At 72.4% G+C, this 25,251-nt stretch carries 24 protein-coding genes and 1 pseudogene; 9 read left to right on the top strand and 16 right to left on the bottom strand.

The features are described from left to right. Nucleotides 1-101 precede the first annotated feature (101 nt). The 3 genes from G567_RS0105750 (at nucleotide 102) to G567_RS0105740 (ending at nucleotide 2,211) form a co-directional block, all read left to right on the top strand. Entirely contained in the window at nucleotides 102-434 is a 333-nt protein-coding gene (locus G567_RS0105750) for a chorismate mutase (RefSeq protein ID WP_261763805.1), read from the top strand. A 45-nt stretch (nucleotides 435-479) separates the two neighbouring features. After that, a complete protein-coding gene (locus G567_RS0105745; protein ID WP_028929236.1) occupies nucleotides 480-800 on the top strand; it encodes a hypothetical protein in 321 nt (106 codons plus the stop codon). Nucleotides 801-1,032: 232 nt separating this feature from the next. Beyond that, nucleotides 1,033-2,211 carry a hypothetical protein gene (locus tag G567_RS0105740; protein ID WP_028929235.1) on the top strand — a complete coding sequence of 393 codons (1,179 nt, stop codon included), beginning with the start codon at nucleotides 1,033-1,035 and terminating at the stop codon, nucleotides 2,209-2,211. 75 nt (nucleotides 2,212-2,286) lie between these two features. Here G567_RS0105740 and G567_RS0105735 read toward each other — a convergent pair whose 3' ends face one another. Beyond that, nucleotides 2,287-2,973: a response regulator gene (locus tag G567_RS0105735; protein ID WP_028929234.1), complete on the bottom strand. Its 687-nt coding sequence runs from the start codon at nucleotides 2,971-2,973 to the stop codon at nucleotides 2,287-2,289. Further along, the gene (locus G567_RS0105730) at nucleotides 2,970-4,247 is read right to left on the bottom strand and encodes an ATP-binding protein (protein WP_245585551.1); all 1,278 of its coding nucleotides are present in this window, start codon (nucleotides 4,245-4,247) and stop codon (nucleotides 2,970-2,972) included. The genes G567_RS0105735 and G567_RS0105730 overlap by 4 nt, the downstream gene beginning before the upstream one ends. Nucleotides 4,248-4,355: 108 nt before the next feature. Here G567_RS0105730 and G567_RS0105725 point away from each other — a divergent pair, with 108 nt between their 5' ends. Beyond that, nucleotides 4,356-5,744 (top strand): PspC domain-containing protein, encoded by a 1,389-nt coding sequence (locus G567_RS0105725; protein ID WP_028929232.1) that lies wholly within the window; start codon nucleotides 4,356-4,358, stop codon nucleotides 5,742-5,744. Further along, a complete protein-coding gene (locus G567_RS0105720) occupies nucleotides 5,737-5,979 on the top strand; it encodes a hypothetical protein (RefSeq protein ID WP_037055911.1) in 243 nt (80 codons plus the stop codon). Before G567_RS0105725 ends, G567_RS0105720 begins: the two co-directional genes overlap by 8 nt. A gap of 141 nt (nucleotides 5,980-6,120) precedes the next feature. On the opposite strand, the gene G567_RS0105715 is transcribed toward G567_RS0105720, so the two are convergent. Genes G567_RS0105715 through G567_RS0105705 form a run of 3 tightly spaced genes read right to left on the bottom strand, consistent with a single transcriptional unit; the run spans nucleotide 6,121 to nucleotide 9,783 of the window. Next, on the bottom strand, nucleotides 6,121-7,041 hold the full coding sequence (locus G567_RS0105715) for a methylenetetrahydrofolate reductase (protein WP_245585550.1): 921 nt from the start codon (nucleotides 7,039-7,041) through the stop codon (nucleotides 6,121-6,123). Further along, nucleotides 7,038-8,600 (bottom strand): glutamine-hydrolyzing GMP synthase, encoded by a 1,563-nt coding sequence (gene guaA, locus G567_RS0105710; RefSeq protein ID WP_028929229.1) that lies wholly within the window; start codon nucleotides 8,598-8,600, stop codon nucleotides 7,038-7,040. The genes G567_RS0105715 and guaA overlap by 4 nt, the downstream gene beginning before the upstream one ends. Nucleotides 8,601-8,637: 37 nt before the next feature. Then, on the bottom strand, nucleotides 8,638-9,783 hold the full coding sequence (locus tag G567_RS0105705; protein WP_051232329.1) for a glycoside hydrolase family 53 protein: 1,146 nt from the start codon (nucleotides 9,781-9,783) through the stop codon (nucleotides 8,638-8,640). A 343-nt stretch (nucleotides 9,784-10,126) separates the two neighbouring features. Here G567_RS0105705 and G567_RS26940 point away from each other — a divergent pair, with 343 nt between their 5' ends. The 3 genes and pseudogenes from G567_RS26940 to G567_RS32835 all read left to right on the top strand — a co-directional run. Further along, nucleotides 10,127-11,146 carry a UDP-glucuronic acid decarboxylase family protein gene (locus G567_RS26940; RefSeq protein WP_084795902.1) on the top strand — a complete coding sequence of 340 codons (1,020 nt, stop codon included), beginning with the start codon at nucleotides 10,127-10,129 and terminating at the stop codon, nucleotides 11,144-11,146. Nucleotides 11,147-11,284: 138 nt separating this feature from the next. After that, nucleotides 11,285-13,132 (top strand): glycosyltransferase, encoded by a 1,848-nt coding sequence (locus G567_RS26935; protein ID WP_084795887.1) that lies wholly within the window; start codon nucleotides 11,285-11,287, stop codon nucleotides 13,130-13,132. A gap of 60 nt (nucleotides 13,133-13,192) precedes the next feature. Continuing rightward, nucleotides 13,193-14,359: pseudogene (locus tag G567_RS32835) on the top strand (UDP-glucose dehydrogenase family protein); the annotation flags it as partial. 165 nt (nucleotides 14,360-14,524) lie between these two features. On the opposite strand, the gene G567_RS0105670 reads toward G567_RS32835, so the two are convergent. From G567_RS0105670 to G567_RS33945, 3 genes are read right to left on the bottom strand one after another with little or no spacing between them, the layout of a single operon-like run. After that, a complete protein-coding gene (locus tag G567_RS0105670; RefSeq protein ID WP_028929224.1) occupies nucleotides 14,525-15,649 on the bottom strand; it encodes a GuaB3 family IMP dehydrogenase-related protein in 1,125 nt (374 codons plus the stop codon). 18 nt (nucleotides 15,650-15,667) lie between these two features. Further along, on the bottom strand, nucleotides 15,668-17,173 hold the full coding sequence (guaB, locus tag G567_RS0105665; RefSeq protein WP_028929223.1) for an IMP dehydrogenase: 1,506 nt from the start codon (nucleotides 17,171-17,173) through the stop codon (nucleotides 15,668-15,670). 17 nt (nucleotides 17,174-17,190) lie between these two features. Then, complete coding sequence (locus G567_RS33945) at nucleotides 17,191-17,400, bottom strand: hypothetical protein (RefSeq protein ID WP_147200876.1); 210 nt, start codon at nucleotides 17,398-17,400, stop codon at nucleotides 17,191-17,193. A gap of 17 nt (nucleotides 17,401-17,417) precedes the next feature. Here G567_RS33945 and G567_RS0105660 point away from each other — a divergent pair, with 17 nt between their 5' ends. Continuing rightward, nucleotides 17,418-17,795 carry a DUF5319 domain-containing protein gene (locus G567_RS0105660; RefSeq protein ID WP_037055909.1) on the top strand — a complete coding sequence of 126 codons (378 nt, stop codon included), beginning with the start codon at nucleotides 17,418-17,420 and terminating at the stop codon, nucleotides 17,793-17,795. Between the two features lie 46 nt (nucleotides 17,796-17,841). Here G567_RS0105660 and G567_RS31805 read toward each other — a convergent pair whose 3' ends face one another. The 8 genes from G567_RS31805 to tsaB all read right to left on the bottom strand — a co-directional run bounded on the left by G567_RS31805 (nucleotide 17,842) and on the right by tsaB (nucleotide 25,227). Beyond that, a complete protein-coding gene (locus G567_RS31805) occupies nucleotides 17,842-18,996 on the bottom strand; it encodes an anti-sigma-D factor RsdA (protein WP_051232327.1) in 1,155 nt (384 codons plus the stop codon). Further along, nucleotides 18,997-19,569 (bottom strand): sigma-70 family RNA polymerase sigma factor, encoded by a 573-nt coding sequence (locus G567_RS0105650; RefSeq protein WP_028929221.1) that lies wholly within the window; start codon nucleotides 19,567-19,569, stop codon nucleotides 18,997-18,999. A gap of 216 nt (nucleotides 19,570-19,785) precedes the next feature. After that, entirely contained in the window at nucleotides 19,786-20,382 is a 597-nt protein-coding gene (locus G567_RS0105645; RefSeq protein WP_013677394.1) for a response regulator transcription factor, read from the bottom strand. Between the two features lie 373 nt (nucleotides 20,383-20,755). Then, complete coding sequence (gene groL / locus G567_RS0105640) at nucleotides 20,756-22,378, bottom strand: chaperonin GroEL (protein WP_028929220.1); 1,623 nt, start codon at nucleotides 22,376-22,378, stop codon at nucleotides 20,756-20,758. Between the two features lie 181 nt (nucleotides 22,379-22,559). Further along, on the bottom strand, nucleotides 22,560-22,850 hold the full coding sequence (gene groES, locus G567_RS0105635; RefSeq protein WP_028929219.1) for a co-chaperone GroES: 291 nt from the start codon (nucleotides 22,848-22,850) through the stop codon (nucleotides 22,560-22,562). A 195-nt stretch (nucleotides 22,851-23,045) separates the two neighbouring features. Further along, nucleotides 23,046-24,074, bottom strand: coding sequence for a tRNA (adenosine(37)-N6)-threonylcarbamoyltransferase complex transferase subunit TsaD (gene tsaD, locus G567_RS0105630; protein WP_028929218.1), 1,029 nt, complete (start codon nucleotides 24,072-24,074; stop codon nucleotides 23,046-23,048). Further along, entirely contained in the window at nucleotides 24,071-24,550 is a 480-nt protein-coding gene (gene rimI / locus G567_RS35400; protein WP_245585549.1) for a ribosomal protein S18-alanine N-acetyltransferase, read from the bottom strand. Before rimI ends, tsaD begins: the two co-directional genes overlap by 4 nt. After that, entirely contained in the window at nucleotides 24,547-25,227 is a 681-nt protein-coding gene (tsaB, locus tag G567_RS35395) for a tRNA (adenosine(37)-N6)-threonylcarbamoyltransferase complex dimerization subunit type 1 TsaB (protein ID WP_028929216.1), read from the bottom strand. The genes rimI and tsaB overlap by 4 nt, the downstream gene beginning before the upstream one ends. Nucleotides 25,228-25,251 lie beyond the last annotated feature (24 nt).

The raw sequence follows: 25,251 nt of genomic DNA, 5'->3' as shown, positions 1-25,251 counted from the left end.
CATTCAGCGCGGACGATTTTTTTACGGGTGCCGGACCCCGGTTCCCGTCGCCGCCTGACCCACAGACCCGACGCCCCGGAGTCCACGAGGACCCGGGGCGGTTGCCTGTCACGGGCCGGTGGACCCCGAACGAGGAGGAGACCATGTCCGTGACCACCGATCAGGGCCGTGCCGAGGAGCTTCCCACCGCGGCGGAGATCGACGAGCTGCGGCTCCAGATCGACCGCCTGGACGCGGAGATCCTGCGCTTGATCAACCGTCGCACCGAGGTGTCGCGGCGTATCGGCGCCGCGCGGATGGCCGCGGGTGGTCCACGCATCGTCTACAGCCGGGAGATGGCCGTGCTCGCTCGCTTCCGCGAGCTCGGCGCCGAGGGCCGCGAGCTCGGAATGCTGTTGCTGCGGCTCGGCCGCGGCCGGCTGGGCGCGCGCTGAGATTTCCCCGCCGCCGCGAGGCCGAACCGTGGCAATGTGGAAGTCATGGGGACCGTCTTCGGGATCGTTGCGACGCTGGTGGCGCTGATCGGCCTGCTGGCCGCTCTCGGCCACCTGGGCTACCTGGCCATGCTGAACGGAAGTGCGAAGAAGCGGGGGCTCGCCGGCGGCGCCACGATCGACTACGTCAACAGCCGCTGGAAGGTCGCGGGCATCACGGCCGCGGTGGCGCTGCTCGGGCTGCTGCTCACCAGCGGTGGCTTCGCGCCCGACGTGCTGGGCCTCGTCCTTGGCGGCGGCGCCGGGCTGGCCGCCAAGCAGGCGCTCGACTCGACCCGGCGCGAGTTCCGCCGCCAGCTTCCCTGACCACGTCCATCACCGGTGGCATCGGCGGCGACCAGGCAGCTGACCAGGCGGTGATGATCCGTGAGCCACACCGCTTCGCACCGTGTCCATCGACTAGCGGTCGGTAACGATCGACGAACGGAGTTCCCCCGAACGAGTGACGTCGGTGAGCGGATGAATGACACTTGGTGAATCTCGGGCCGACCCGGTAGACATCCGGATGTTCGTTCGCCCGAGAGAGGATGTCGGAGCTGTGGCCGAGATCGTGCGCCGTGACGGCACCCCCGCCGGACTCCCCGGAGTGGTCACCGTCGCTGAGCTGTTGAGCCGCAACATCCCGGTCCAGCGCGCCACCACCGACACCGACGGCGACACCCCCGCGGAGTTCGTCTCCGTCGGAAGCCTGCTGCGCCGCGAGGGCCGTGCCCCGCACGCGGCCGACCGGCCGCTGCTCCCGCGAGCCAACCGGTACTCCGGCGAGGGCGACGATACGCAGACCACCGGCCGCTCGACGGCCGCCCGTCGGGCCACCATCGCCGCGGGCACCCTGGTCGCCGTCGGTTCCGTGCTCGGCGCCGCCGTATTCACCGAGGCGGCATCCAACAGCTCGGCGGCCCAGGACGGTCTGGGCGGAAGCTACCCCGGCCACGGTCTCCGCGACGGCGGCGCACCGAACGCGATGGCGACCGACGGTGGCGACGCCGGAGCCGGCGGTCTCGACGCCGGGATCCCCGCTCCGACATCGTGGATGACGGTCGCCTTCCCCACACGGCTGAACCCCGGCGCCACCGCGGGTTCCGACCTGCCCGGCGGCAGTGGCGGCAGTGGTACTCCCGCCGTTCGAGCGGCCGGGCCGTGGGTGGGCTCGCCGGTCGTCCAGGGCGCCGCCACCCCGGCCCCGGCACCCGGCAACCACGGCAACCCCGGCGGGGGCGGCCACGGAAGCTCCGGGAACGAGGGCAACTCCGGCAACCACGGCAACCCCGGTGGAGGCGGCCACGGCGCCGATTCCCCGACCGGGCCGGTCGGCAGCGCCGTCTCCGGCGTGACCGGAGCGGTGGGTGGCGCCGCCGAGGGCGTCGGCGATGCCGCGCCAGACCCGGTGGGCGGCCCGGTCAAGAAGCTCGGCTCCACGGTCAGCGAAACCGGCAAGGGGCTCGGCAACACCGCGGACGCCGCCGTCGGCACCGTGCAGAAGGTCGCCGAGCCGGTCACGGAGCCCGTCTCCGAAGTCGTGACCGGTGTGGTGCCCGCCGCGAAGCCCGTGACCGATCTGCTGGCGCCCCCGCGCGACAACAACGGGCACGGCGAGGCATCGAACGGCAAGGACACCCCGAAGCCCGTCAGCACGACGGTCGGCAAGGGTCTCGGCGGGGTCGTCGAGGGCGCGGGCCAGACCGTGGACAGCCTGGCGGGCGGCCTCCTGGGCTGAGCGGCCCGCAGGCGGCCTACACGAGCCTCCGGTCGGTGCCTATGCTCCCTGCGGCCAGCTCCGGCCGCAGGCGGCCTACACGAGCCTCCGGTCGGAAGCCCAGCGCGACAGCTCGTACCGGTTCGACAGCTGCGTCTTGCGCAGCACGCTCGACACGTGCGTCTCCACCGTCTTCACCGAGATGAACAGCTCGCCCGCGATCTCCTTGTAGGCATATCCACGCGCCAGCAGCCGCAGCACGTCTCGCTCGCGCGGGGTCAGCATGTCCAGCTCCGGGTCACCGGGCGGAGCGGCGCCGGGCCGATCGGAGAACACGTCGAGCACGAACCCGGCCAGCCGCGGGGAGAACACCGCGTCGCCACCGTGGACCCGGCGCACCGCATCCGCCAGATCCCGCCCGGAGATCGTCTTGGTGACGTATCCGCGCGCCCCGGCCCTGATCACCGCGATGACATCCTCCGCCGCGTCGGACACGCTCAGCGCCAGGAACACCACGCCCGGCAGATCGGGACGGATCTGCCGCAGCACCTCGGCCCCGCCGCCGTCGGGCATATGCACATCGAGCAGCACTACGTCCGGGCGAAGGTGCCGGATCGCGGCCACCGCCTCGTCGACGGAACCGGCCTCCCCGATCACCGCCACCCCGTCGACCCGGTCGAGCTCCGCGCGCACCCCGGCGCGGAACAGCCCGTGGTCGTCGACAAGGAACACCCGGACCGGGGCGTCCCCGCCCCCCGGCCCTGCCGTCTCGCCGCCGGTCATGACGCCGCCCCTTCCCGTTCGGTCTCGACCGCGATCCGCATCGACAGCTGCACCTCGGTGCCCTCCCCTGCCGCGCTGCGCAACCTGACCGTGCCACCGTGACGCTCCATCCTGCCCCGGATGGAGTCGCTGAGCCCATGCCGGTCGGCGGGCACCGCGTCCGGGTCGAACCCGACGCCGCGGTCCCGGACGAACACGTTCACCTCGTCGGGCTCGATCTCCACGTACACGCTGATCTCGCCGACCCCGGCGTGCTTGGCGGCGTTGACCATCGCCTCGCGGGTGGCCAGCACGAGCGCGCGCAGGTCGTCGTCGAGCGGGCGGTCGGAACCGACGAGCACCGGGCTCACGGTGAGCGCGTAGGCGTCCTCCACCTCCGCCGCCGCGTTGGTCAACGCCTCGGCGAGGCCCTCGTCCAGCGCGGGGTTCTTCGTGCTGCCACGGCCGTATCCGGTGGGGCCGTAGAGCCAATGCCGCAGCTCCCGCTCCTGGCCGCGGGCCAGCCGAAGCACCTCGCGCGGCTGATCGGACTGCCGCTGGATGAGCGCCAGGGTCTGCAGCACCGAATCGTGCAGATGCGCCGCGATCTCCGCGCGTTCCGCCTCGACGATCCGGTTCCGGCGCTCCTCACCGAGGTCGCGGGCGAGCCGCACCCACCACGGCACGGTGAGCACCGCGACCCCGACGAGGGTGGCCAGCACGGCGAGCAGGCCGAACTGCAGCTGGCCGAGATCGAGGTTGCCGACCAGGAACACACCGATCCCGAGCGCGACGAACAGCACCCCCGCCAGCACGCGCAGCAGCGCGGCGCGTCCGGTTCCGGTGAGACCGTTGACCCCGGACCGCGCACCCTCGGCCCACCTGCGCCGCTGCGACTCGTCGGCCTCGCGCCAGACCACGGCGGCACCGACCGCGGCCACCCCGAGCGGCCCGACGATCCAGCCGACGAACGAGTTGCCCAGCGCCGCCGCGGCCAGCCCCACACCGATGCCGAGCGCGACCAGACCGACCGCCTGCTGCCGTTCGATGCGCCCGATCGTGCGGGTGACCTCCGCGCTCTCCTGCCGCACGAAGATCCACAGCAACCCGTAGGCCAGCACACCCGCCCCATTGACGGCGGCGAGCAGGACGAATGCCGCACGCACCCACAGGACGTCGACACCGAGATGGTCGGCCACCCCGCCGGCGACGCCGGCCACCAGCCGCCCGGAACGGCGGCGCACCACCGGCTCCCGGCCGGCGACCGGGGCCTGTGTGGTGACTGGCTGACTCACGCCACCATCGTCACACGCGCGGGGCACCCTGGCATCGGGGACGACCTCCGGGGCGGCTCAGGGCCTTCCCCGATACACGCGCCCCCGCGGGCGAGCCACGCTGGAGCCATGACCGGAACGGACGTGCAGACGACACTGCGCGAGATGTGGGAGACGCGCCCCAGCCGGCCCCGGCACGACCGCAAGATCGCGGGGGTCGCGGCGGCGATCGCGCGGCGCTACGACATCGACCCGGTGCTGGTCCGCGTCGGTTTCGTGGTGGCGGCCCTGTACGGGATCGGCGTCGCGCTGTACCTCGCGGGCTGGGTGTTGCTACCGCCCGCTCGCGAGGACGACCCGACCGACGGCGCGGGCGTTCCCGGTACCGCCGGGACGAACAAGCCCGCCGCCCCGCATCCGCTGCTGATGCTCGGCCTCGTCATCGTGCTGATCGTCGGGAGCGGGATGTTCTTCGGCCGAGACGGCGGCGTGCTGCTTCCCGCGCTCGCCGTGTTCGGGCTGCTGTTCCTGCTGCACCGGGCCCGAGGCGATCGCGGACCGACCGCGCCTGCGCACCCGGGAACGGCAGCCGGACCACCCGCGGGCGACCCGAAGACGACCGCGGCCACCGCATCGACGGCACCGACGGCACCGACCGACGGTGCGCAGGCTCCCGCAGGTGGAGCGGACGCTCCGACGCGGGCCACGGGGGCGGCGGCCCCGGCAGGCGGATCGGACGGGCCGACCACCGAGCGCGACCCGGTGACCGGCCAGCCGCGCCGGACCCCGCCCTCCTGGGACCCGCTGGGTGCCGCGCCGTTCGCCTGGGATCTGCCCGAGCCGTCGCCCGCGCCGGCTCCGCCCGCGCCACCGGCGCGCCGCCGGTCCAAGGTGACCGCGGTGACGCTCGCGCTGGCGCTGCTCACCGGCGGCGTGCTGGGCAGCCTGCTGCTGCTCGGTCACGGCGTGACCACGCTGCCGGTGCTGTTCGGGATCGTGCTCGTGATCCTCGGCGCCGGGCTGGTGATCGGCTCGTTCGTCCGCGGCGGGCGCGGGCTGATCCCGTTCGCGCTGCTGACGGCCGTGCTGACCTGGGGGTCGATGGTGGCGCCGCTCAGCACGATGGACGGCGGCATCGGCGACACCCGGGCCGCGCCGACCGCGATCACGGTGCTCGCTCCCGAGTACCAGCGGGCCATCGGGTCGATCGAGCTCGACCTGCGCCACCTCGACCTCTCGGTTCCTCCCGGCACCGACCCCGCGGACCTCCCGCCGGTGCGGACCTCCGCATCGGTCGGCGTGGGCCACGTTCTGGTGCAGGTGCCGGCGAATGCCGACCTGACCATCCACGGCTCCGCGGGCGCCGGCAACGTCGAGTTCGGAACGCAGCGCAGCGATGGTCCGCGCGCGGCACTGACCATCACCGACGACCTGGGGGCGGACGGCGTTCGTTCCGGGCGCCCGCTCGAGCTCGAGCTGCGGGCGGGTCTGGGAGAGGTGCTGGTGCAGCGTGGCTGACCATGCGGCCGAGTATCGGAGGTACGAGATGACCGACCAGACCCCGACCCGGCGCCGGATGCCCGATCTGCTGACGCTGCTCGTCGGCCTGTTCAGCCTCGGGGTCGCCGGCACCGCGTTCGCCGGGCTGGTGCCCGGGGTGAGCGGGTTCGACCCGCGCTGGCTGCTCGCCGGCGCCGCGGTCGGGCTGGGGGTGCTGCTGCTGGTGGGCAGCCTGCGCAACCGGGACCGATAGCGAGCCACCGGCGGTACTGGGGAGAACCGCCGGCCAGGTCGTCCGGGCGACCGACAGGGGTAGGGCCGCACCGGGGCCGGGCGACCACCCGCGGAGGGCACGGACTTCTCGACGGAGCCCGTGCCCTTCCGCATGTCCGGGCTATCCCCGGCGGAACCCGGCGGCGTCGAGGATCTCCGGGATCCCGCCCTCGTCGCCGACCACCATGACGTGTACCCCGGCGACGCCGGGCATCTCGCGCAGCACCTGCACCGTCTCCACGCAGACCCGCACGCCCTCCGCACCCACCCGGCCGGACGGCACGCCACGCAGCCGCCGCTCCAGCGCAGGCGGGACGACCACCCCGGGGAGTCCGGCGAGGAACTCCAGCGCGCGCAGCGACCGCACCGGTCCGACGCCGGCGAGGATCCCGCAGCGGGCGTCGAGCCCCCGGTCCCGGACCCGGTCCAGCCAGCCGCGGAACGCGTCGAGGTCGAAGACGAACTGGGTCTGCGCGAACTCGGCGCCCGCGTCGATCTTCTTGGCGAGCCGCTCGACGTCGGGACCGGGGTTGTCCACGGCACCGAGCAGGAAGCGCGGCGGCGGGTCGACCGCGCGTCCCGACAGCAGCGTCCCGTCGTCGCGCAGCCCGCGGGCGGCGGACATCAGCGCGGCGGAGTCGAGGTCGAAGACCGCTTTGGCGGCGGCGTGGTCGCCATGCTCGGGACGATCGCCGCCCATCAGCACCAGGTTCGGGATACCGAGCGCGCCCGCGGCGAGCAGGTCGGACTGCAACGCGATCCGGTTGCGGTCCCGGCAGGTCATCTGCATGACCGGCTCGACCCCGGCATCCAGCAGCGCGAGGCTCCCGGCCAGGCTGGAGACGCGGACCGTGGCGCCCTGGTTGTCGGTGACGTTCACCGCGTCGACCCAGCCGTACAGCACCTCGGCCGCCCGCCGGACCGGCCCGAGGTCCGCGCCGCGCGGCGGCCCGATCTCCGCGGTGACCGCGAAGCGCCCGGTGCGCAGGGCATCGGCCAGCCGGCCGGGGACCTCCGGCGCGATCGCCGCGACCACACTCACTCCCACTCGATGGTGCCCGGTGGTTTGCTGGTCACGTCCAGCACCACGCGGTTGACCTCGGCCACCTCGTTGGTGATCCGGGTGGAGATCCGCTCCAGCACGTCATAGGGCAGCCGGGTCCAGTCGGCGGTCATCGCGTCCTCGGAGCTCACCGGGCGTAGGACCACCGGATGCCCGTAGGTGCGCGCGTCACCCTGCACCCCCACGCTGCGCACGTCGGCGAGCAGTACCACCGGGCACTGCCAGATCGTCCCGTCGAGCCCCGCGGCGGTGAGCTCCTCGCGGGCGATCGCGTCGGCGGCGCGCAGGATTTCCAGCCGGTCCGCGGTGACCTCGCCGATGATCCTGATGCCGAGGCCGGGACCGGGGAACGGCTGGCGGGCCACGATCGTCTCCGGCAGCCCGAGCTCGATGCCGACCCGGCGCACCTCGTCCTTGAACAGCGCGCGCAGCGGCTCGACCAGCTCGAACTCGATATCGTCCGGCAGCCCGCCGACGTTGTGGTGGCTCTTGATCGTCGCCGTGGTCGATCCCGGACCGGAGCCCCCGCCCGACTCGACGACGTCCGGGTAGAGCGTACCCTGCACGAGGAAGCCGACCGTCTCCTCCGCGGCCACCTCGGCGGTCGCGGCCTCGAACACCCGGATGAACTCGCGGCCGATGATCTTCCTTTTCTGCTCCGGATCGGTAACCCCGGCGAGCGCGTCGAGGAACCGCTTCTCGGCGTCGACCGTGTGCAGCGTGGCCCCGGTGGCGGCGACGAAGTCGTGCTCGACCTGCGCCCGCTCCCCCGCGCGCAGCAGCCCGTGGTCGACGAACACGCAGGTCAGCCGGTCTCCGATGGCCCGATGGACGAGCGCTGCGGCGACCGCGGAATCGACGCCGCCGGACAGCCCGCAGATCGCCCGGCCGGTACCGATCTGGGCGCGCACCGCCGCCACGGTCTCGTCGATGATCGACGCGGTGGTCCAGCTCGGAGTGATCCCGGCGACCTCGCGCAGATACCGCCGCAGCACCTCCTGGCCGTGCGGGGAGTGCCCGACCTCGGGGTGGTACTGCACCCCCGCCAGCCGTCGCTCGGTGTCCTCGAACGCCGCGACGGCCACCCGGTCCGACGACGCCGTCACCGTGAATCCCGCGGGCGCGCGCACCACCGAGTCGCCGTGGCTCATCCACACCGGATGCCGCGACGGCAGCCCCGCGTGCAGCACGCCGGCGGTCCCGGTCAGCCGCAGCTCGGTGCGGCCGTACTCGCGGGTGCCGTCCGGGGCGACCTCGCCGCCGAGCGCCTGGGCCATGGCCTGGAAGCCGTAGCAGAGCCCGAGGATCGGGATGCCGGTCTCGAACAGCTCCGGGTCGACGCGCGGAGCGTCCTCGGCGTAGACGCTGGCCGGGCCGCCGGAGAGGATGACCGCGACCGGGTTGCGGGCGACGATGTCGGCGACCGACGTATCGGCCGGGATGATCTCGGAGTAGACCTGCGCCTCCCGCACCCGGCGGGCGATCAGCTGGGCGTACTGCGCCCCGTAGTCGACGACGAGGACGGTCGGCGGTTGCACGCTGCCACGGTACTCAGGCGGGTACTCAGGCGGGCGCTCAGGCACGGAACGCGCCCAGCGACGGCAGCCCCGCGCCGTACCAGTCGAACATCGTGATGTTGGCGTAGCGGTTCTCCTCGCCCCGGCTCGCCCGGATCTCCGGCATCCAGGCGGGCTCCCAGGCGACGAAGCCGAACCCGCGCCCGTCCGGGACCTCGGACCGGATCGCGCGCAGCTGCTCGAAGAACGCGGCCTGCCCGTCGGGGGTCGCGGGGAACCGGTCGCGTTCGGGCAGCTGTGCGGGCTTGGAGACGTAGTAGGACACCCCGTCGGTGTCGGGGAGGATCCACGGGTACCCGGTCTCGACGATCAGCACGTCCTTGCCGTAGCGCGGGGCCAGGTCGGCCATGTTGGCACGCAGCATCGGCAGCGACCCGTGCCACCACGGAAAGTACGACAGCCCGATGAGATCGAACTCGACGCCGCGGCGGCCGATGTTGTCGTAGAAGTGCCGGCAGGCGAGGTTGTCCCCGCCCGTCTCGACGTGGACGATCGTCTGGACCCCGTTCGGGGCGCCCTCGCGGGCGCCGGCCACCCCGGCCTTCAGCAGCTCGGCGAACGCGTCCCAGCGCTCGCCGCCGTCCCGGTAGATCGCGCCGAGCGGCCAGAGCATCCCGCGGGAGACCTCGTTGCCGATCTGGATCATCGCGGGCGGCGTGCCCTGGGCGACGAAGGCGGCGACGACGTCGCGGGTGTACCCGTGGACGGTCCGGCCGAGCCGCGCGAGGTCCTGGCCCGTCCAGGCGGCCGGCGGCGCCTGAATCCCCGGGTCCGCCCAGAAGTCGGAATAGTGCAGGTCGAGCAGGAGATGACAGCCCGCCGAGTTCGCGCGCCTGCCGAGCACCAGTGCGGTGGCGAGGTCATTGGTGGCGGGCGGTGGGTTCACCCACAGCCGCAGCCGGACCAGGTTCGCCCCGCGCGCCGCAAGCAACTGCTCGACGGGCGCCGTCCGGCCCCGGTCGCTGAAAGTCCGCCCTACGGCCTCGAGCTGCAGGGTGAACGAGAGGTCGGCGCCGCGGACGTGGTCGATCGGCGGCAGCACCCGCGGCGGGCCGACCGGGACCTCGGGCGCGCGGGACGGCGGTGCGGCGCTGTCGGTGGGGAACGGTCCGATACAGGCCGCGGTGGCGGCGACCCCGGCCATGCCGGCCATCGTCGAGATCAACTGTCGTCGTGAGAGCACCTGGGTCTCCGGTCGGGACGAATGGCCGCTCGTCGCGGGCGGGGCGATCGGGGTCCGGGCTTCGGAGACAGCGTCCCGATGGCCGTCCGCCCGGTGACAGTATCGGCGAGCCCTCGGACCTCGCGCAGATCGCCCGAACATCCCACTATCGTCACAAAGCGGATTAATTTTCACCGCCGTGCGGCGCAGTATGCTAGGCCATACAGGTGAAGATACGTTGTGATGAATGATCTTTCTGTAACGGACATTCGGTAGCCATCGATGGCGGAGTGAGTTCCGGATGTCCTGATCCCTCGGAGACGTGATGCGTACAGTCGTGACCGGCGGCGCCGGCTTCGTCGGCTCGCACCTCTGTGAGTCGCTGCTCGCCCGCGGAGACGTCGTCGTCTGCATCGACGATCTCTCCACCGGCCGGCCGGCCAACATCGGACACCTGCTCGACGACCCCGCCTTCACGTTCGTCGAGGCAGACGTGTCGGCGTCGCTGGACATCGAGGGCGACGTCGACGTCGTGGCGCATCTGGCGAGCCCCGCCTCGCCGCCGGACTACCACCGCCGTCCACTGCAGACGCTCGCCGTCGGCAGCAGGGGAACCGAGAACGGGCTTCGGCTGGCCCAGCGCACCGGAGCGCGCTTCCTGCTCGCCTCCACGAGCGAGGTCTACGGCGACCCGCTCGTCCACCCCCAGCCCGAGGACTACTGGGGCAACGTCAACCCGATCGGACCGCGCAGCGTCTACGACGAGGCCAAGCGCTTCGCCGAGGCGCTCACCACGGCCTACCGGAACCAGCTCGGCGTCGACACCGCGATCGTGCGCATCTTCAACACCTACGGGCCGCGGATGCGCCCGCACGACGGCCGTGTCGTCACCAACTTCATCGCCCAGGCGCTGAACGACGACCCGCTGACGATCTACGGCGACGGCAGCCAGACCCGCAGCTTCTGTTACATCGACGATCTGGTGCGCGGCCTCGTCGCCATGATCGACTCGACCGAGCCGGGGCCGATCAACCTCGGCAACCCGGTGGAACGCAGCGTCGCCGAGCTGGCCGAACTGGTGCTGCGCCTCACCGGGTCGCGATCCTCGCTGGAGTACCACGACCTCCCGCTCGACGATCCGACCCGCCGCAGACCCGTCATCACCCGCGCGGGGGAGCTCCTCGGCTGGGAGCCCGAGACCTCGGCCGAGGACGGGCTGGCCCGGACGGTCGCGTACTTCCGTCGCCGCCTCGACGAGGTCACCGCCGCACGGGCCGAGATCGCCGGCGGCCAGCTCGACGGGGCGACCCCCGTGGACGTGCCCGGTGAGCTCGCCTCGACCTGACCTCGGCGGCCCCGGACCCCGCACCCCGCACGCAGCCGCCGCACGGGCGGGCCGCCACCGCCGCGCCGAGGAGCGCCACCCCCGGCCGCACGGGCCGCGGGCCGCGGGCGGGTCGTCGCGGAGGACGTCCCGACGACCGTGCTGCCCTCGGTCGCCGACGCCGAGACCGTCGCGTTCCGCGCCGTCGACCCACCGAACCCGGCCGAGGAGATCCATCGCCGCTCCGGCGGCAATGTCGTCGCCATCCCCCCGTCGGGCCCGGTCCTGGCTCGGCGGTGGCGACACCCGCTGCAGCCGACGACGTTCGAACCGGTGCTCGAGCGCCGCGAGCGCCTCCTCGTCGCCGCGCTGACCGTCGGCTGGTTCGGCTGCCTCGTCTGGTTCTGGGTCTGGCTGCTGCAGCCCGCCCACCGGGCCGGCTGGCTCGGACTCGCGCTCAACGGCCTCGTCCTGCTCTACCTGTCCGGGATGCCGATCTACTTCATGATCGGGGTCAACCGGCTCCGGCGGGTCCGTCCGGACCTGCCCCTGCCCAACCTGCGCGTGGCGTTCGTGGTGACCAAGGCGCCATCCGAACCCTGGGCGGTCGCCGGCCGGACCCTGTGCGCGATGCTGGCGCAGGACTATCCGCGCCGCTACGACGTCTGGCTCTGCGACGAGTCCCCCACCGACGAGGTCCGGGACTGGTGCGCCCGGCACGGCGTGCGGATCTCCACCCGCGCCGGGGTGACCGCCTACCACCGCTCGACCTGGCCGCGGCGGACCCGCTGCAAGGAGGGCAACCTCGCCTACTTCTACGACCGCGTCGGCTACCGGGACTACGACGTCGTCGCGCAGCTGGACTGCGACCACGTCCCCGCACCGGGCTACCTCGCGGCGATGGTCCGGCCGTTCATCGACCGGGCCGTCGGCTACGTCGCCGCACCCAGCGTCTGCGACACCAACACCGAGCAGTCGTGGTCGGCCCGCGGACGGCTGCACCGAGAGGCGACCTTCCACGGCCCGGCCCAGCTCGGGCACAGCGCGGGCCTCGCCCCGGTCTGCATCGGGTCGCACTACGCGGTCCGGACCGCCGCACTGGCCCAGATCGGCGGGATCGGACCGGAGCTGGCCGAGGACTTCTCCACCACGTTCCTGCTCAACTCCGGGGGGTGGGAGGGCGCCTTCGCGATCGACGCCGAGGCGCGCGGCGACGGGCCGCCGACCTTCTCGGCGATGCTCGTCCAGGAGTTCCAGTGGTCGCGCAGCCTCACCACCGTGCTGCTCGGGCTGGTCCCGCGCCACCTGCCCCGGCTGCCGTGGCGGCTGCGGATCCGGTTTCTCTACGCGCTGCTCTACTACCCGCTGATCGCGCTCACGACCGTCGGCGGGCTCGCTCTCGCCCCGATCGCCGCCGTGACCGGCGCCCCCTGGATCCAGGTCAACTACGTCGAGTTCCTCCTGCACTGGTGGGCGATCTCGATCTGGATCGTCGCCATCACCGTGCTGCTGCGCCGACGCGGGCTCCTGCGCCCACCCGACGCGCCCATCCTCAGCTGGGAGAACTACCTGTACTGCCTGAGCCGGTGGCCGTTGATCGGCTGGGGAGTATGTGCCGCCCTACTGCAGGCGATCCGGCCCCGGCAGATCACCTTCCGGGTGACGCCGAAGGGGCCGGGCGGGCTCGAGCCGTTCCCGCTGCGACTGGTCGCGCCGTACGCGCTGGTCAGCCTGGTGATGTCCGGGGCCGCGCTGTGGGGCGAAACCCACACCAGGGCGGCCGGCTACGTCTTCCTGTGCCTGCTCGCCGCGGTGAGCTACGCCGTCGTCGCCCTGGCGCTGCCGCTGCTGCACGCCCGCGAGTCCGCCCGGGCCGCGCGGGTGCGGTTCGGCACCGCCGTCGGCACGGTGCGGCCCGCGCTCGCCACCGCGCTCACCGTGGCCATCGCGGCCGGGATCGCCGCGGCGAACTACCCGGCCTATGCCATCTGGGCCTTCGGCTGGTGAGGCCATACGCCATCCCGCGCCACCCACCCACCACGAGCCCATCTCCCAGCAGGAGCCCCCATGCGCTTGTCCGTCATCGGCACCGGCTATCTCGGCGCGGTGCACGCCGCCTGCATGGCCGACATCGGGCACGAGGTGCTCGGTGTGGACGTCGACCCGGCCAAGATCGAGTCGCTGGCCGCGGGCAGACCGCCGTTCCACGAGCCCGACCTCGGCGAGATCCTGGTCCGCACCGTCGAGTCGGGCCGGCTGCGGTTCTCCACCTCGCCTGCCGAGGCCGCGGACTTCGGCGACGTCCATTTCCTCTGTGTCGGAACCCCCCAACGGGCCGGTTCCAACGCCGCCGATCTGAGCCACCTCGAGGCCGCGGTGGACGCTCTCGCACCGCACCTGCGCCGCGCGGCCCTCGTCGTCGGCAAGTCGACCGTGCCGGTGGGCACGGCGGCCGGGCTGGCGGCACGAATCGCCGAGCTGGCCCCGGTCGGCGCGGGAGCCGAGCTGGCCTGGAACCCCGAGTTCCTCCGCGAGGGCTTCGCGGTCCGCGACACGCTGCAGCCGGATCGGGTGGTGGTCGGGGCCACCTCGACCGAGGCGGACGCCGTCCTGCGCACGGTCTACGGCCCGATCCTGCGGACCAGCCCGGCTCCCTGGGTCTCGACCGATCTGGCGACGGCCGAGCTGGTCAAGGTCTCGGCGAACGCGTTCCTCGCCACCAAGATCTCCTTCATCAACGCGATCGCGGACGTGTGCGAGGCGGCCGGCGCGGACATCACCACCCTCGCCGCCGCCATCGGCCACGACAAGCGCATCGGTCACCGGTTCCTCTCCGCGGGCCTCGGGTTCGGCGGTGGCTGCCTGCCCAAGGACATCCGCGCGCTGATGGCGCGGGCGGGCGAGCTCGGCGTGGCCGGCGTGGTGACGTTCCTGCGCGAGGTCGACGAGATCAACATGCGCCGCCGGCTGCGCACCGTGGACGTCGCCAGGGAACTGCTCGGCGGCTCCTTCCTCGGCCGCAACGTCGCCGTGCTCGGCGCCGCGTTCAAACCGGACAGCGACGACGTGCGCGACTCACCCGCGCTCAACGTCGCGGCGTCGATCCAGCTGCAGGGCGCGCGGGTCCGGGTCCACGATCCGGTCGCGATCGACAACGCCCGCACCCAGTTCCCGACCCTGGACTACGCACCCGATATCGAGAAGGCCTGCGAACACGCCGATGTCGTGCTGCATCTGACCGAGTGGCCGCAGTATCGCGAACTCGACCCGCGCGCGGTCGCCGCGATCGTGCACGCCACCAACACGTCGACGCCCGCAACGCGCTGCCCGCCGAGCGGTGGCGCGGCGCGGGCTGGACGGTGCGCGCCCTCGGCCGCCCGGCCGTCGCGGAACCGGCGATCAACCGCGGACCGTGAGTCCCGCCCGCTGGAACTCCTTGAGATCCGAGTAGCCGGTCTTGGCCATCGCCCTGCGCAACGCACCGAACAGGTCGACGTTGCCGTAGGGGCTGGTCGAGGGGCCGAACAGCACGGTCTCCAGCGAGCGGTCGCTCGGCACGAACCCGGAGATCTCCGAGCGCGGCAGCGAGGGGTGCGCGGCGGCGGAGGTCCAGTACAGCCCCGTGCCGGGCGACTCGGCGGCGTCCGCGAGCTGCTCGCCGAGCATCACCGCGTCGGCCCCGCAGGCGATGGCCTTGGCCATATCGCCGGAGCCGTCCATGCCACCGTCCGCGATGACGTGCACGTACCGGCCGCCGGTCTCGTCGAGGTAGTCGCGGCGGGCCGCGGCGGCATCGACGATCGCGGTGGCCATCGGGATGCCGATCCCGAGGACCGAGTCGGTGGTGGTGGCCGAGGACTGGCCATAGCCGACGATGACCCCCGCGGCGCCGGTGCGCATCAGATGCATCGCGGTGCGGTAGTCCCCCACCCCGCCCGCGACGACCGGGATGTCGAGCTCGGCGATGAACTCCTTGAGGTTGAGCGGCTCACCCGCCGATACGTGCTCGGCCGAGATGATCGTCCCCTGCACGACGAGGACCTCGACGCCAGCGGCCAGCAGGGCCGGGGTGAGTTCCCGGGCCCGCTGCGGGCTGACCCGCGCCGCCACCGTCACGCCCGCCTCGCGGATGGTCTTGAGCGCCTCGGCCAGCAGATCGGGCTGGATGGGTGCCGAATGCAGCTCCTGGAGCATCCGGATCGCGGCGGTCGGGTCCTCGTCCTCGGCGGCCGCGACGACCCGCGCCAGCGCGCCCTCGGCGTCGGCATGCCGCGCCCACAGCCCCTCGGCGTTCAGCACGCCGAGGCCGCCGAGCTCACCGACCCGGACCGCGGTGGCCGGCGAGACCACCGCGTCGGTCGGATGGGTCATCAGCGGGATCTCGAACCGGTAGGCATCGAGCCGCCAGGCCGTCGAGACCTCCTTCGAGCTCCGCGTCCGCCGCGAGGGAACGATCTCGATCTGATGCAGGTCGAAGCTGCGACGGGCCGTCCGGCCCATCCCGATCTCCACGAGGTCACGCACGGTGACCAGCGTAGACGCCTACCGGGACACGTAGTTCGGTGCCTCGACGGTCATCGTGATGTCGTGCGGGTGGCTCTCCTTGAGCCCGGCGGCGGTGATGCGCACGAGCTGCGCCTGCTGCAGCTGCGGGATCGTCTGCGCGCCCGCGTACCCCATCCCCGAGCGCAGCCCGCCGACGAGCTGGTGCACGACCTGCTGCAGCGGCCCGCGGAACGGGATCCGCCCCTCGATGCCCTCCGGCACCAGCTTGTCCTCGCTGAGCACGTCGTCCTGGGCGTAGCGGTCCTTGGAGTACGACCTGTCGTTCCCGCGCGACTGCATCGCGCCGAGCGAACCCATCCCTCGGTAGGTCTTGAACTGCTTTCCGCCGACGAGCACCAGCTCACCCGGGGACTCGGCGGTGCCGGCCAGCAGGCTGCCCAGCATCACCGACGACGCGCCCGCGGCGATGGCCTTGGCGATATCGCCGGAGTACTGGATACCGCCGTCGCCGATCACCGGCACCCCGGCCGGGGCGCACGCCCTGGCGGCCTCGTAGATCGCGGTGATCTGCGGGGCACCGACCCCGGCGACGACCCGGGTGGTGCAGATCGAGCCGGGCCCGACCCCGACCTTGACCGCGTCCGCCCCGGCCTCGACCAGCGCCCGCGCACCGGCGTAGGTGGCCACGTTGCCGCCGACGACGTCGACGGTCTCGCCGACCACGGCGCGCAGCTTCGCGACGGTCTCCAGGACCCGTCGGGAATGCCCGTGCGCGGTATCGACCATCAGCACGTCGACGCCCGCCTCGACCAGGCCCATCGCCCTGGCGTGCGCGTCCTCGCCGACCCCGACCGCGGCGGCCACGACCAGCCTGCCGTCCGGGTCCTTGGTGGCGAGCGGATACTTCTCGGTCTTGCTGAAGTCCTTGATCGTGATGAGTCCGCGCAGGATGCCGTCGCCGTCGACGATCGGCAGCTTCTCCAGCTTGTGCCGGCGCAGCAGCCCCAGCGCGGCTTCGGCGGTGACCCCGACCTGCGCGGTGACCAGCGGGGCCTTCGTCATGACCTCGTGGACCGACCGGCTGTAATCCACCTCGAAGCGCATATCGCGATTGGTGATGATGCCGACGAGGTATCCGCCGGCGTCGGTCACCGGGACCCCGGAGATCCGGTACTTCGCGCACAGGGCATCGACGTCGGCCAGTGTGGCATCGGGCCCGCAGGTCACCGGGTCGGTCACCATCCCGGCCTCGGAGCGCTTGACGACCTCGACCTGCGAGGCCTGCTCCTCTGGCGAGAGGTTGCGGTGCAGCACCCCCAGCCCGCCGGCCCTGGCCATGGCGATGGCCATCCGCGCCTCGGTGACGGTGTCCATCGGGGAGGACACCAGTGGCACCTGAAGCCGCACCCGCCTGCTCAGCTGGGTGCCGGTGTCCGCGGCGCTCGGAACGACGTCCGATTCGGCAGGCAGCAGCAGCACATCGTCGAATGTCAGGCCCAACATGGCGAACTTGGGCGGCAGTCCGGCGGATTCGCTCGTCATCGCTGGCCTTCAGCCCCTCACCACTCGCGACTCGGCGGCGCGAGCGTGCCGCCGACCGACATCGTATCCGGGCGGCTCGGGGTGGCGCGCCCGAGCGGGCGAGGCACCGCACACAGCTCGTGGCAGATCACCGGAGTGCGCGCCCCGATGTCGCGTTTGCCCAGTCCCGTCCGGCCCGGTCTCGTCCGGCCGGTCTTGTCCGGCCGCGCGGAGAGATGTCGGTTCATCGGGGTACCGTGTAGCCGTGTCACCTGACGCGCTGCCGCCCGACCCGTTCGCCGGGGACCCCCACGATCCGGCGCTGTCCCTCGACGGGCCCGACGCCACCGAGCCGGAGGTGCTGAGCGAGCAGGAGCGCGACGAGATCGTCGCCGATCTGGCCGACCTCGCCGTGTACCAGGCCCTGCTGGAGACACGGGGCGTGCGCGGCATCGTCGTCGACTGCGGCGACTGCGGCGAACAGCATTTCCACGAGTGGAGCCTGCTGCGGGCGAGCCTTCAGCAGTTGCTCGACGAGGGCCAGATGCGGCCGCACGAGCCCGCCTTCGACCCCGACCCGGCGGACTACGTCACCTGGGAGTACTGCCGGGGCTACGCGGACGCCCTGCTCAGCGACAGCTGAGCGATCACTCGACCGCGGCGGCCAGGCTCGCCGCGGTCCATCGTGTTCACACCGGGGACGACACGCCCTGATCGGTCGTCGTCGTATTGCTCGGCGAGGTCGTGCTCGATCCCGCCGCCGTCGCGGAGCCGGCCGTCGTGGTCGAACCGGACCCTGAGGTCGGAACCTCCCCCTGGCCGGTCGGGGTCGTGGGGTCGGGCCTGCCTTCCGTGGTCGGTTTCGGCGACGGGCTCGGCGTCCCGGTGGGCGGTGCTGGCGACGATGTCGTCGGTGGGACCCCGAGGATCCGCGGATCCACCGTCGGCGAGGTGCTCGGACCGGTGGTCGGCGCGGTCGTCGAGGTCCCCGGCGTCGTCGTGCCGGGCCGGACGGAGGTGGTCGGCCCGGCGTCGCCGTCGATGTCGGGCAGCGCGGGCCGCGGTGTGCCGTCCTTGAGCGGCGCCTGGGGATCGGTCGGCATCCCGGCCGGGGTCTCCTGCAGCTTCGCGCTGAGGAACCGCTGCGTCGCCGCGAGCGCCGCGGCCCCGTCCTCCGGCTTCACCTTGTCCACCAGCTGCTCGATCGTGGTGAGCTGCTGAGCGGCCTTGCCGGTCTCGCCGCGGGCCAGCGAGAGGTTCACCGCGGAGATGCCGGCCTCCGCCTCGACCGCGGCCTGCCGGGACTGGGCGATCTCCCGGTAGAGGACCTGGGTCACGCCGAACAGCGGATCGCCGGGATGGGCGTTGTGCGCGCCGAGGGAGACCCCGGTGACGGCGAAGACGATCAGCGCCGCGGCGGCGGCCAGCGGCACCAGGTGCCGGGCGCGGCGGCGGGGCGGCCGGCTGGCAGCGGCGATGGTGGCGACCGCGGTCTCGGTGTCGACGAGCTCGGGAATCGGTTCCGCGTCGACCTCGGCCTTCCACGCGGCCAGCATGGCGACGAAACGATCGTCGTCGTCGTAGCCGTCGAGGCCGGGCTCGGAGAGAGGCAGCCCCGCGGCCAGCGCGTCGATCAGCTCGTTGTCGGCCTGAACCGCCACGAGATCGATCGGTTCCTCCGCGACGTCCTCCAGCGGAACGGGCTGGACCGGCATGTCCTCGACGGGAACACCGTTGTTACCGGCGGGCGACGGGCCTTCGGCGCCGGTGGCGACGTCGCGAGAGGCGGCCTCGGAGCCCTCGAGGTGGTCCCGGCCCCCGTCACGCCTGTCCGGTTCGCGCATTCAGACCACCTCCTCCTCGGGCATGGACTTGCGGAGCCGGGCCAGCGCCCGGTGCTGGGCGACCCGGACCGCTCCCGGCGTCGATCCGACGGCGGTGGCCGTCTCCTCGGCCGACAGCCCGACCACGACCCGCAGGACCAGGATCTCGCGTTGCTTGTCGGGGAGCTGGCCGAGCAGCCGAGCCATCTGGCCGGACAACTCGACGCGGAGTGCTCGCTGCTCGGGCCCATCGGACGACTCCGCGGAGTCGGGGATGTCGGCAACCGGTTCGGACCGGTTGCGGGTCGCGGCACGGTGCGCATCGATGACCTTGTGGGAGGCAATGCCGTAGACGAACGCCAGAAAAGGTCGACCCTGGACGCGATAACCAGGCAAGGCCGTCAGCACCGCCAGACACACCTCCTGCGCGACGTCGTCCGCCGAGACGGACGATCGGTCCAGCCGACCGAGCCGCGCCCGGCAGTAGCGGACGACGAGCGGCCGGATGATGGCCAGTACACGTTCGACCGCTCTGCGGTCGCCTGTCATCGCAGGCGCCACCAGCTCGTCAAGAACGTCTGTCGACTCACTCATCGCACAGTGTCGTCCGAGCGTTACGCAGCATGTTCGTCATCGTCCGTTCGTGAGGCCGAACACGGAGTGTGTCGGTTCGAATCCTCGGCCCGGACCACCGTAGCGAAGCTGTTCGGCCGTCCGCGGACGAGTCCTCACGAGGGAAGACGCGCAGGTATGAGGAAGGGTTGCCCTGCGGTCAGGGCGTGCGTGAGCGAGTCGGGTGCATCGGAGGCGTCAGGAGACCAGGCCGCGGCGGAACCCGTGCGCGACCGCCTGTGCGCGGTCGCGGACCCCGAGCTTGCGGAACAGCCTGCGGGCGTGCGTCTTCACCGTGTCCTCGGACAAGTAGAGTTCGCGCCCGATCTGGCCGTTGCTCTTACCCTGGCTCATCCCGCGCAGCACCTGCAGCTCACGCTCGGTGAGCTGGACACCGGGGTCGGCGGGCGTGCGCGGGGTGGGAACCGCGGTGCTGGCCAGCGTGTGGGCGAGCGCCGCGACGAGCTCGGGACGGGAGGCGTCCCATCGCAGATAGCCGCGGGCGCCGCCCGCGATGGCCGCGGCGATGCTCCCCGCGTCGTCGGGAGCCCCGAAGACGATGACGTTCGCCTGGGGGTGCGCCGCGACGAGCCGCCGCGTTGCCTCCACCCCGGTGGGCACCGCACGCTGGGTGCCCACCAGAACGACGTCGACCGGCTGCCGGGAGAACCGGGCCAACAACTCGTCTCCGTGCGCGACGCAGTCGATCCGGTGCACCCCGGGTACCGCGGACATGACGCGGGTCAGACCTTCGCGGACGCTGCGACGATCGTCGCAGATGAGTACCGTCGTCACGACGATTCCTTCCTGCAGCTTCCTGCAGCCGGGTGGTCATCACCCGCCGAAACGGCGGGCGACAGGCTCACCTTGACACGATCAGGGCGGCTTTGTGCCCTCCATTCGAGAGTTTTTCGCCGAGTTGCACTCATCAAGTGGGTGACGAAGCTCCGAACGGAGTAATTACAGTACCGCGCGCCCCCCCGGGAAGCAGTGGCGACTCCCCCATCAGGCCGCCTGCCGTTCGGGTCAACCGAGATCGTCCCACCCGTCGCCAACGGACTTGTGGTGATCATCGAGGCCCGGCCACCACAAGTTCGTTCCCGACGGAAAAAGGGCGGGCCGTCCACCTCGTCGGTGGACGGCCCGCCCTTCGCTACTACAGGCCCGCTCAGTGCCCGTGGCCGTGCCCGTGGCCCCCGGCCGGCGCGGGTGCCGGCGGCTGGGGCTTGTCGACGACCGCGCTCTCGGTGGTGAGCACCATCCGGGCGATCGACGCCGCGTTGACCACCGCGGAACGGGTGACCTTGACCGGGTCGATGACCCCGTCGGCGAGCAGGTCGGAGTACTCCAGGGTCTCGGCGTTGAAGCCGTGGCCCCACTCCTGGTCGGCGACCTTGGCCGTCACGACGGCGCCCTCCAGGCCCCCGTTCGCGGCGATCCAGAACAGCGGGGCCGCCAGCGCGCGCCGCACGATGTCGACGCCCGTCGCCTCGTCGCCGGTCACGCCGAGCCCGTCGGCGAGCACGGCGGCGGCGTGCACGAGCGAGGCGCCGCCGCCCGGCACGATGCCCTCCTCGACCGCGGCCCGGGTGGCCGACACCGCGTCCTCGATCCGGTGCTTGCGCTCTTTGAGCTCGATCTCGGTGGCCGCGCCGACCTTGATCACCGCGACGCCCCCGGACAGCTTGGCCAGCCGCTCCTGCAGCTTCTCCCGGTCCCAGTCGGAGTCGGTCTCCTCGATCTCCCGCCTGAGCTGGGCGATCCGGCCGTCGATCGCGTCCTTGCCGCCCGCGCCCTCGACCAGTGTCGTGGTGTCCTTCGTGACGACCACGCGGCGCACCGTGCCCAGCAGGTCCAGACCCGCCTCGGCCAGCTTCAGGCCGACCTCCGGGTTGATGACCTGGCCGCCGGTCGCGATGGCCAGGTCGTCCATGAACGCCTTGCGTCGGTCGCCGAAGAACGGCGACTTCACCGCGACGACCTTGACGGTCTTGCGGATCGAGTTGACGACCAGGGTGGACAGCGCCTCGCCCTCGACGTCCTCGGCGAGGATCAGCAGCGGCTTACCGTCGGCAAGCACCTTCTCCAGCAGCGGGAGCAGGTCGGCGATGGCGCTGATCTTCTCGCGGTGCAGCAGGACGTAGGCGTCCTCCAGCACAGCTTCCATCGACTCCGGGTCCGTCACGAAATAGGGCGAAAGGTAGCCCTTGTCGAACTGCAGGCCCTCGGTCAGCTCCAGCTCGGTCGCGAGCGTGGAGCCTTCCTCGACGGTGATGACGCCGTCGGCGCCGACCTGCTCGAGCGCCTCGCTGATGAGCTGCCCGATCGTCTCCTCGCGGGAGGCGATCGCGCCGACCTGCGCGATCCGCGAGGAGCCGTCGACCGGAATCGCCTTCTCCGCGAGCGCCTCGGAGACCTTCTCCGCCGCCGCGGCGATCCCCCGGCCCAGCGCGGCCGGGTTGGCGCCTGCGGCCACGTTGCGCAGGCCCTCCCGGACCAGCGCCTGAGCCAGCACGGTGGCGGTGGTGGTGCCGTCACCCGCGACATCGTTGGTCTTGGTGGCGACGGTCTTGACCAGCTGGGCGCCCAGGTTCTCGAACGGATCGTCCAGGTCGATGTCACGGGCGATGGTGACGCCGTCGTTGGTCACCGACGGGCCGCCGAACTTCTTGTCCAGCACGACGTTCCGGCCGCGTGGACCCAGGGTGACCTTCACCGCGTCGGCGAGCTGGTTCACCCCGCGCTCCAGCGCCCGACGCGCCGTCTCGTCGAAGCTGATCTGCTTCGGCATGTTCGCCTCTCTCCAGGATCTACAGCGTCAGATCTGTGAGGTCAGATCTACGAGGTCAGAGCAATGAGCCAGATCGACAGCCCCCGGTATCGGGGTACCGACCACACGACACCGCCCCGGCTGCCCGTGGGTCGACGGACGGCCGGGGCGGCGCGGGGTTGGCTGCGATCAGCCGGATGTGTCAGTTGACGACGGCGAGAACGTCGCGCGCGGAGAGGATGAGGTACTCCTCGCCGTTGTACTTGACCTCGGTGCCGCCGTACTTCGAGTAGATGACGACGTCGCCGACGTTCACGTCCAGCGGGATACGGTTCCCGTTGTCGTCGATCCGGCCCGGTCCGACGGCGAGTACCTTCCCCTCCTGGGGCTTCTCCTTCGCCGTGTCCGGGATGACGATGCCGGAGGCGGTGGTGGTCTCCGCCTCGCTGGCCTGGACGACGATCTTGTCCTCGAGCGGCTTGATGTTCGCCACTGGATGACCTCCCCTTCCTGGGGTGCTTACCTGCTCGTCACTCTGGCAACCGACAGCCGACCAGGCCCCCGCCGTCGCGGGTGTCGAGGACCCGACCGGGACTGTGCGATTGGCACTCTACCCATGAGAGTGCCAATCGCTCAATGCGGGGAGCTACCCTCCCACGTCAGCCCCTCCTGTGAGTGCGTAACAGTGTTAGAACGCTGTTACGCACTCACAGGGGAGGTCGAGGTCGGAGGGTTTGGCGCCGGCGGCGAGCAGGTGGGCGCCCAGCGCCGCGACCATCGCGCCGTTGTCGGTGCACAACGCGGGCCGAGGCACCCGCAGCGCCAGCCCGGCCGCAGCGCAGCGCTCCTGGGCCAGCGCGCGCAACCGGGAGTTGGCCGCCACTCCCCCGCCGAGAAGCAGCGTGTCCATCCCCCGCTCCCGCGCCGCTCGCACGGCCTTCGCGGTGAGCACATCGACGACGGCCTCCTGGAAGCTGGCCGCGACATCGGCCACCGGGATCGGCCTACCGACGCGTTCGAGGGCCTCGACATACCGGGCGACGGCGGTCTTCAACCCCGAGAACGAGAAGTCGAACGGGGCGTCCCGAGGTCCGGTGAGCCCGCGGGGGAAGGCGATCGCGGCGTTGTCCCCGTCGCGGGCCATCCGATCGATATGCGGGCCGCCGGGGAAGGGCAGCCCGAGCAGCCGGGCGACCTTGTCGAACGCCTCGCCCGCGGCGTCGTCGATCGTGGCACCGATCGAGGTGATCCGACCGGCCAGGTCGGGCACGTCGAGCAGGTTGGAATGCCCGCCGGAGACCAATAGGGCGAGCGCGGGGGGCAACGGCCCGTGCTGCACCGTGTCGACGGCGACGTGCGCGGTCAGGTGGTTGACCCCGTAGAGCGGCACATCCCACGCCGCCGCGTACGCCTTGGCCGCCGCGACGCCGACCAGCAGCGCCCCGGCCAGCCCCGGCCCGGCGGTGACGGCCACCGCATCGATATCGCGCGGCCGCACCCCCGCCGTCGCCATCGCTCGACGCACCGTCGGGACCATCGCCTGCAGGTGTGCCCGCGACGCCACCTCCGGAACGACCCCGCCGAACCGTGCGTGCTCGTCGACGCTGGAAGCGATCTCGTTGGCGAGCAGGGTCACGCGACCGTTGCCGTCGATGCGCACCAGACCGACGCCGGTCTCGTCGCACGAGGTCTCGATACCGAGCACGAGGCCGCTCACCGGGGATCCCTTCGCATCGTGTGGGCGTCCGCCCCGCTGGGCCGGTAGTACCGCTTGCGCAGCCCGACGACGGTGAAACCCTCGGCCTCGTACAGCGCGCGGGCCGCCTCATTGTCCGTCCGCACCTCGAGGAACACCGTTGCGCCGACGGCGTCGGCGGGCCCGAGCAGCGCACGCAGCAACGCCCGGCCGACCCCGCGCCGCCGGTGGGCCGGGTCCACCCCGATCGTATGGATCTCCGCCTCGGCGTGCGGCAGCGCGGCGACGAACGCGAGCCCGGCGTATCCGATGAGCCGCCGGTCGCCGTCGCGGGCGGCGACGTAGTGATGGCCCGCGGCGACCTCCGCGCGGAACGCCTGCGCGCTCCAGGGGTCGTCGCCGGGGAACAGCACCCGCTCCAGTTCGGCACAACGCTCGGCGTCGGCGCGGTAGAGCGGGCCGATGGTGAACTCGCGCAGTTCGGCGTCGAAGCTCACGGTGTGCTCACCCGCTTCCGTGACCTGGACTCCACCGCGTCCGGCCTGCGCAGGTAGAGCGGCTGCGGCGGCGCACCGGAAGCCCCCGCACGCACCGCAGCGGCGGCGACGGTCACCAGGCCGCGCGGGCTCGGCGAGGCGGGCTCCAGCACCGCCAGCCCGGTCAGCGCCGCCGACCCGCCCGCCGCGGCCACCGCGGCCGGCGCGCTCAACCGTTCGACCAGCGCGGCGGGCGCCTCGACGTGCGGACCGTCCTGCCTGCGGGCCTGCTCGTCGTAGGCGGCCCAGTAGACCTCGCGGCGCCGGGCGTCGGTGACCACCAGGAAACGACCGCAGGCCGTCGCGGCGGCGTCGGCCGCGATCGCGTCGAGCGAGCAGACGCCGTGCACCGGGACGTCGAGGGCGTCGGCGAGCGCGAGCGCGGTGACCATGCCGACGCGCAGCCCGGTGAACGGGCCCGGCCCCGTGCCGACGACGATCGCGTCGAGGTTGCGCAGCCGCACATCCGCCTCCGCGCATGCGTCCAGCACACTGGGCATGAGCAGCTCGCCATGCCGCCGGGCGTCGTGGGCGACCCGCTCCGCCCGGGTGCGCGCCGGACCCGCGGGATCGGGGGGCAGCTCCACGACCCCCGCGGTCACGGCAGGTGTCGCGGTGTCCACTGCCAGCACGAGCACAGCACAGAGCCTACGAGGACCGAC

It is taken from the genome of Pseudonocardia asaccharolytica DSM 44247 = NBRC 16224, from assembly GCF_000423625.1.
Lineage (GTDB): Bacteria > Actinomycetota > Actinomycetes > Mycobacteriales > Pseudonocardiaceae > Pseudonocardia > Pseudonocardia asaccharolytica.
Note: the sequence above shows the minus strand (reverse complement) of the source record. Positions and strands in the feature narration are given on the sequence as shown.

Bases quoted from the DNA above. Each gene is read 5' to 3' on its own strand.
- G567_RS0105745 (WP_028929236.1), top strand. From the start codon at position 480: ATGGGGACCGTCTTCGGGATCGTTGCGACGCTGGTGGCGCTGATCGGC.
- G567_RS0105735 (WP_028929234.1), bottom strand. From the start codon at position 2,973: ATGACCGGCGGCGAGACGGCAGGGCCGGGGGGCGGGGACGCCCCGGTC.
- G567_RS0105725 (WP_028929232.1), top strand. From the start codon at position 4,356: ATGACCGGAACGGACGTGCAGACGACACTGCGCGAGATGTGGGAGACG.
- G567_RS0105705 (WP_051232329.1), bottom strand. From the start codon at position 9,783: ATGGCCGGGGTCGCCGCCACCGCGGCCTGTATCGGACCGTTCCCCACC.
- G567_RS26940 (WP_084795902.1), top strand. From the start codon at position 10,127: ATGCGTACAGTCGTGACCGGCGGCGCCGGCTTCGTCGGCTCGCACCTC.
- guaB (WP_028929223.1), bottom strand. From the start codon at position 17,173: ATGACGAGCGAATCCGCCGGACTGCCGCCCAAGTTCGCCATGTTGGGC.
- G567_RS33945 (WP_147200876.1), bottom strand. From the start codon at position 17,400: ATGAACCGACATCTCTCCGCGCGGCCGGACAAGACCGGCCGGACGAGA.
- G567_RS31805 (WP_051232327.1), bottom strand. From the start codon at position 18,996: ATGCGCGAACCGGACAGGCGTGACGGGGGCCGGGACCACCTCGAGGGC.
- G567_RS0105650 (WP_028929221.1), bottom strand. From the start codon at position 19,569: ATGAGTGAGTCGACAGACGTTCTTGACGAGCTGGTGGCGCCTGCGATG.
- groL (WP_028929220.1), bottom strand. From the start codon at position 22,378: ATGCCGAAGCAGATCAGCTTCGACGAGACGGCGCGTCGGGCGCTGGAG.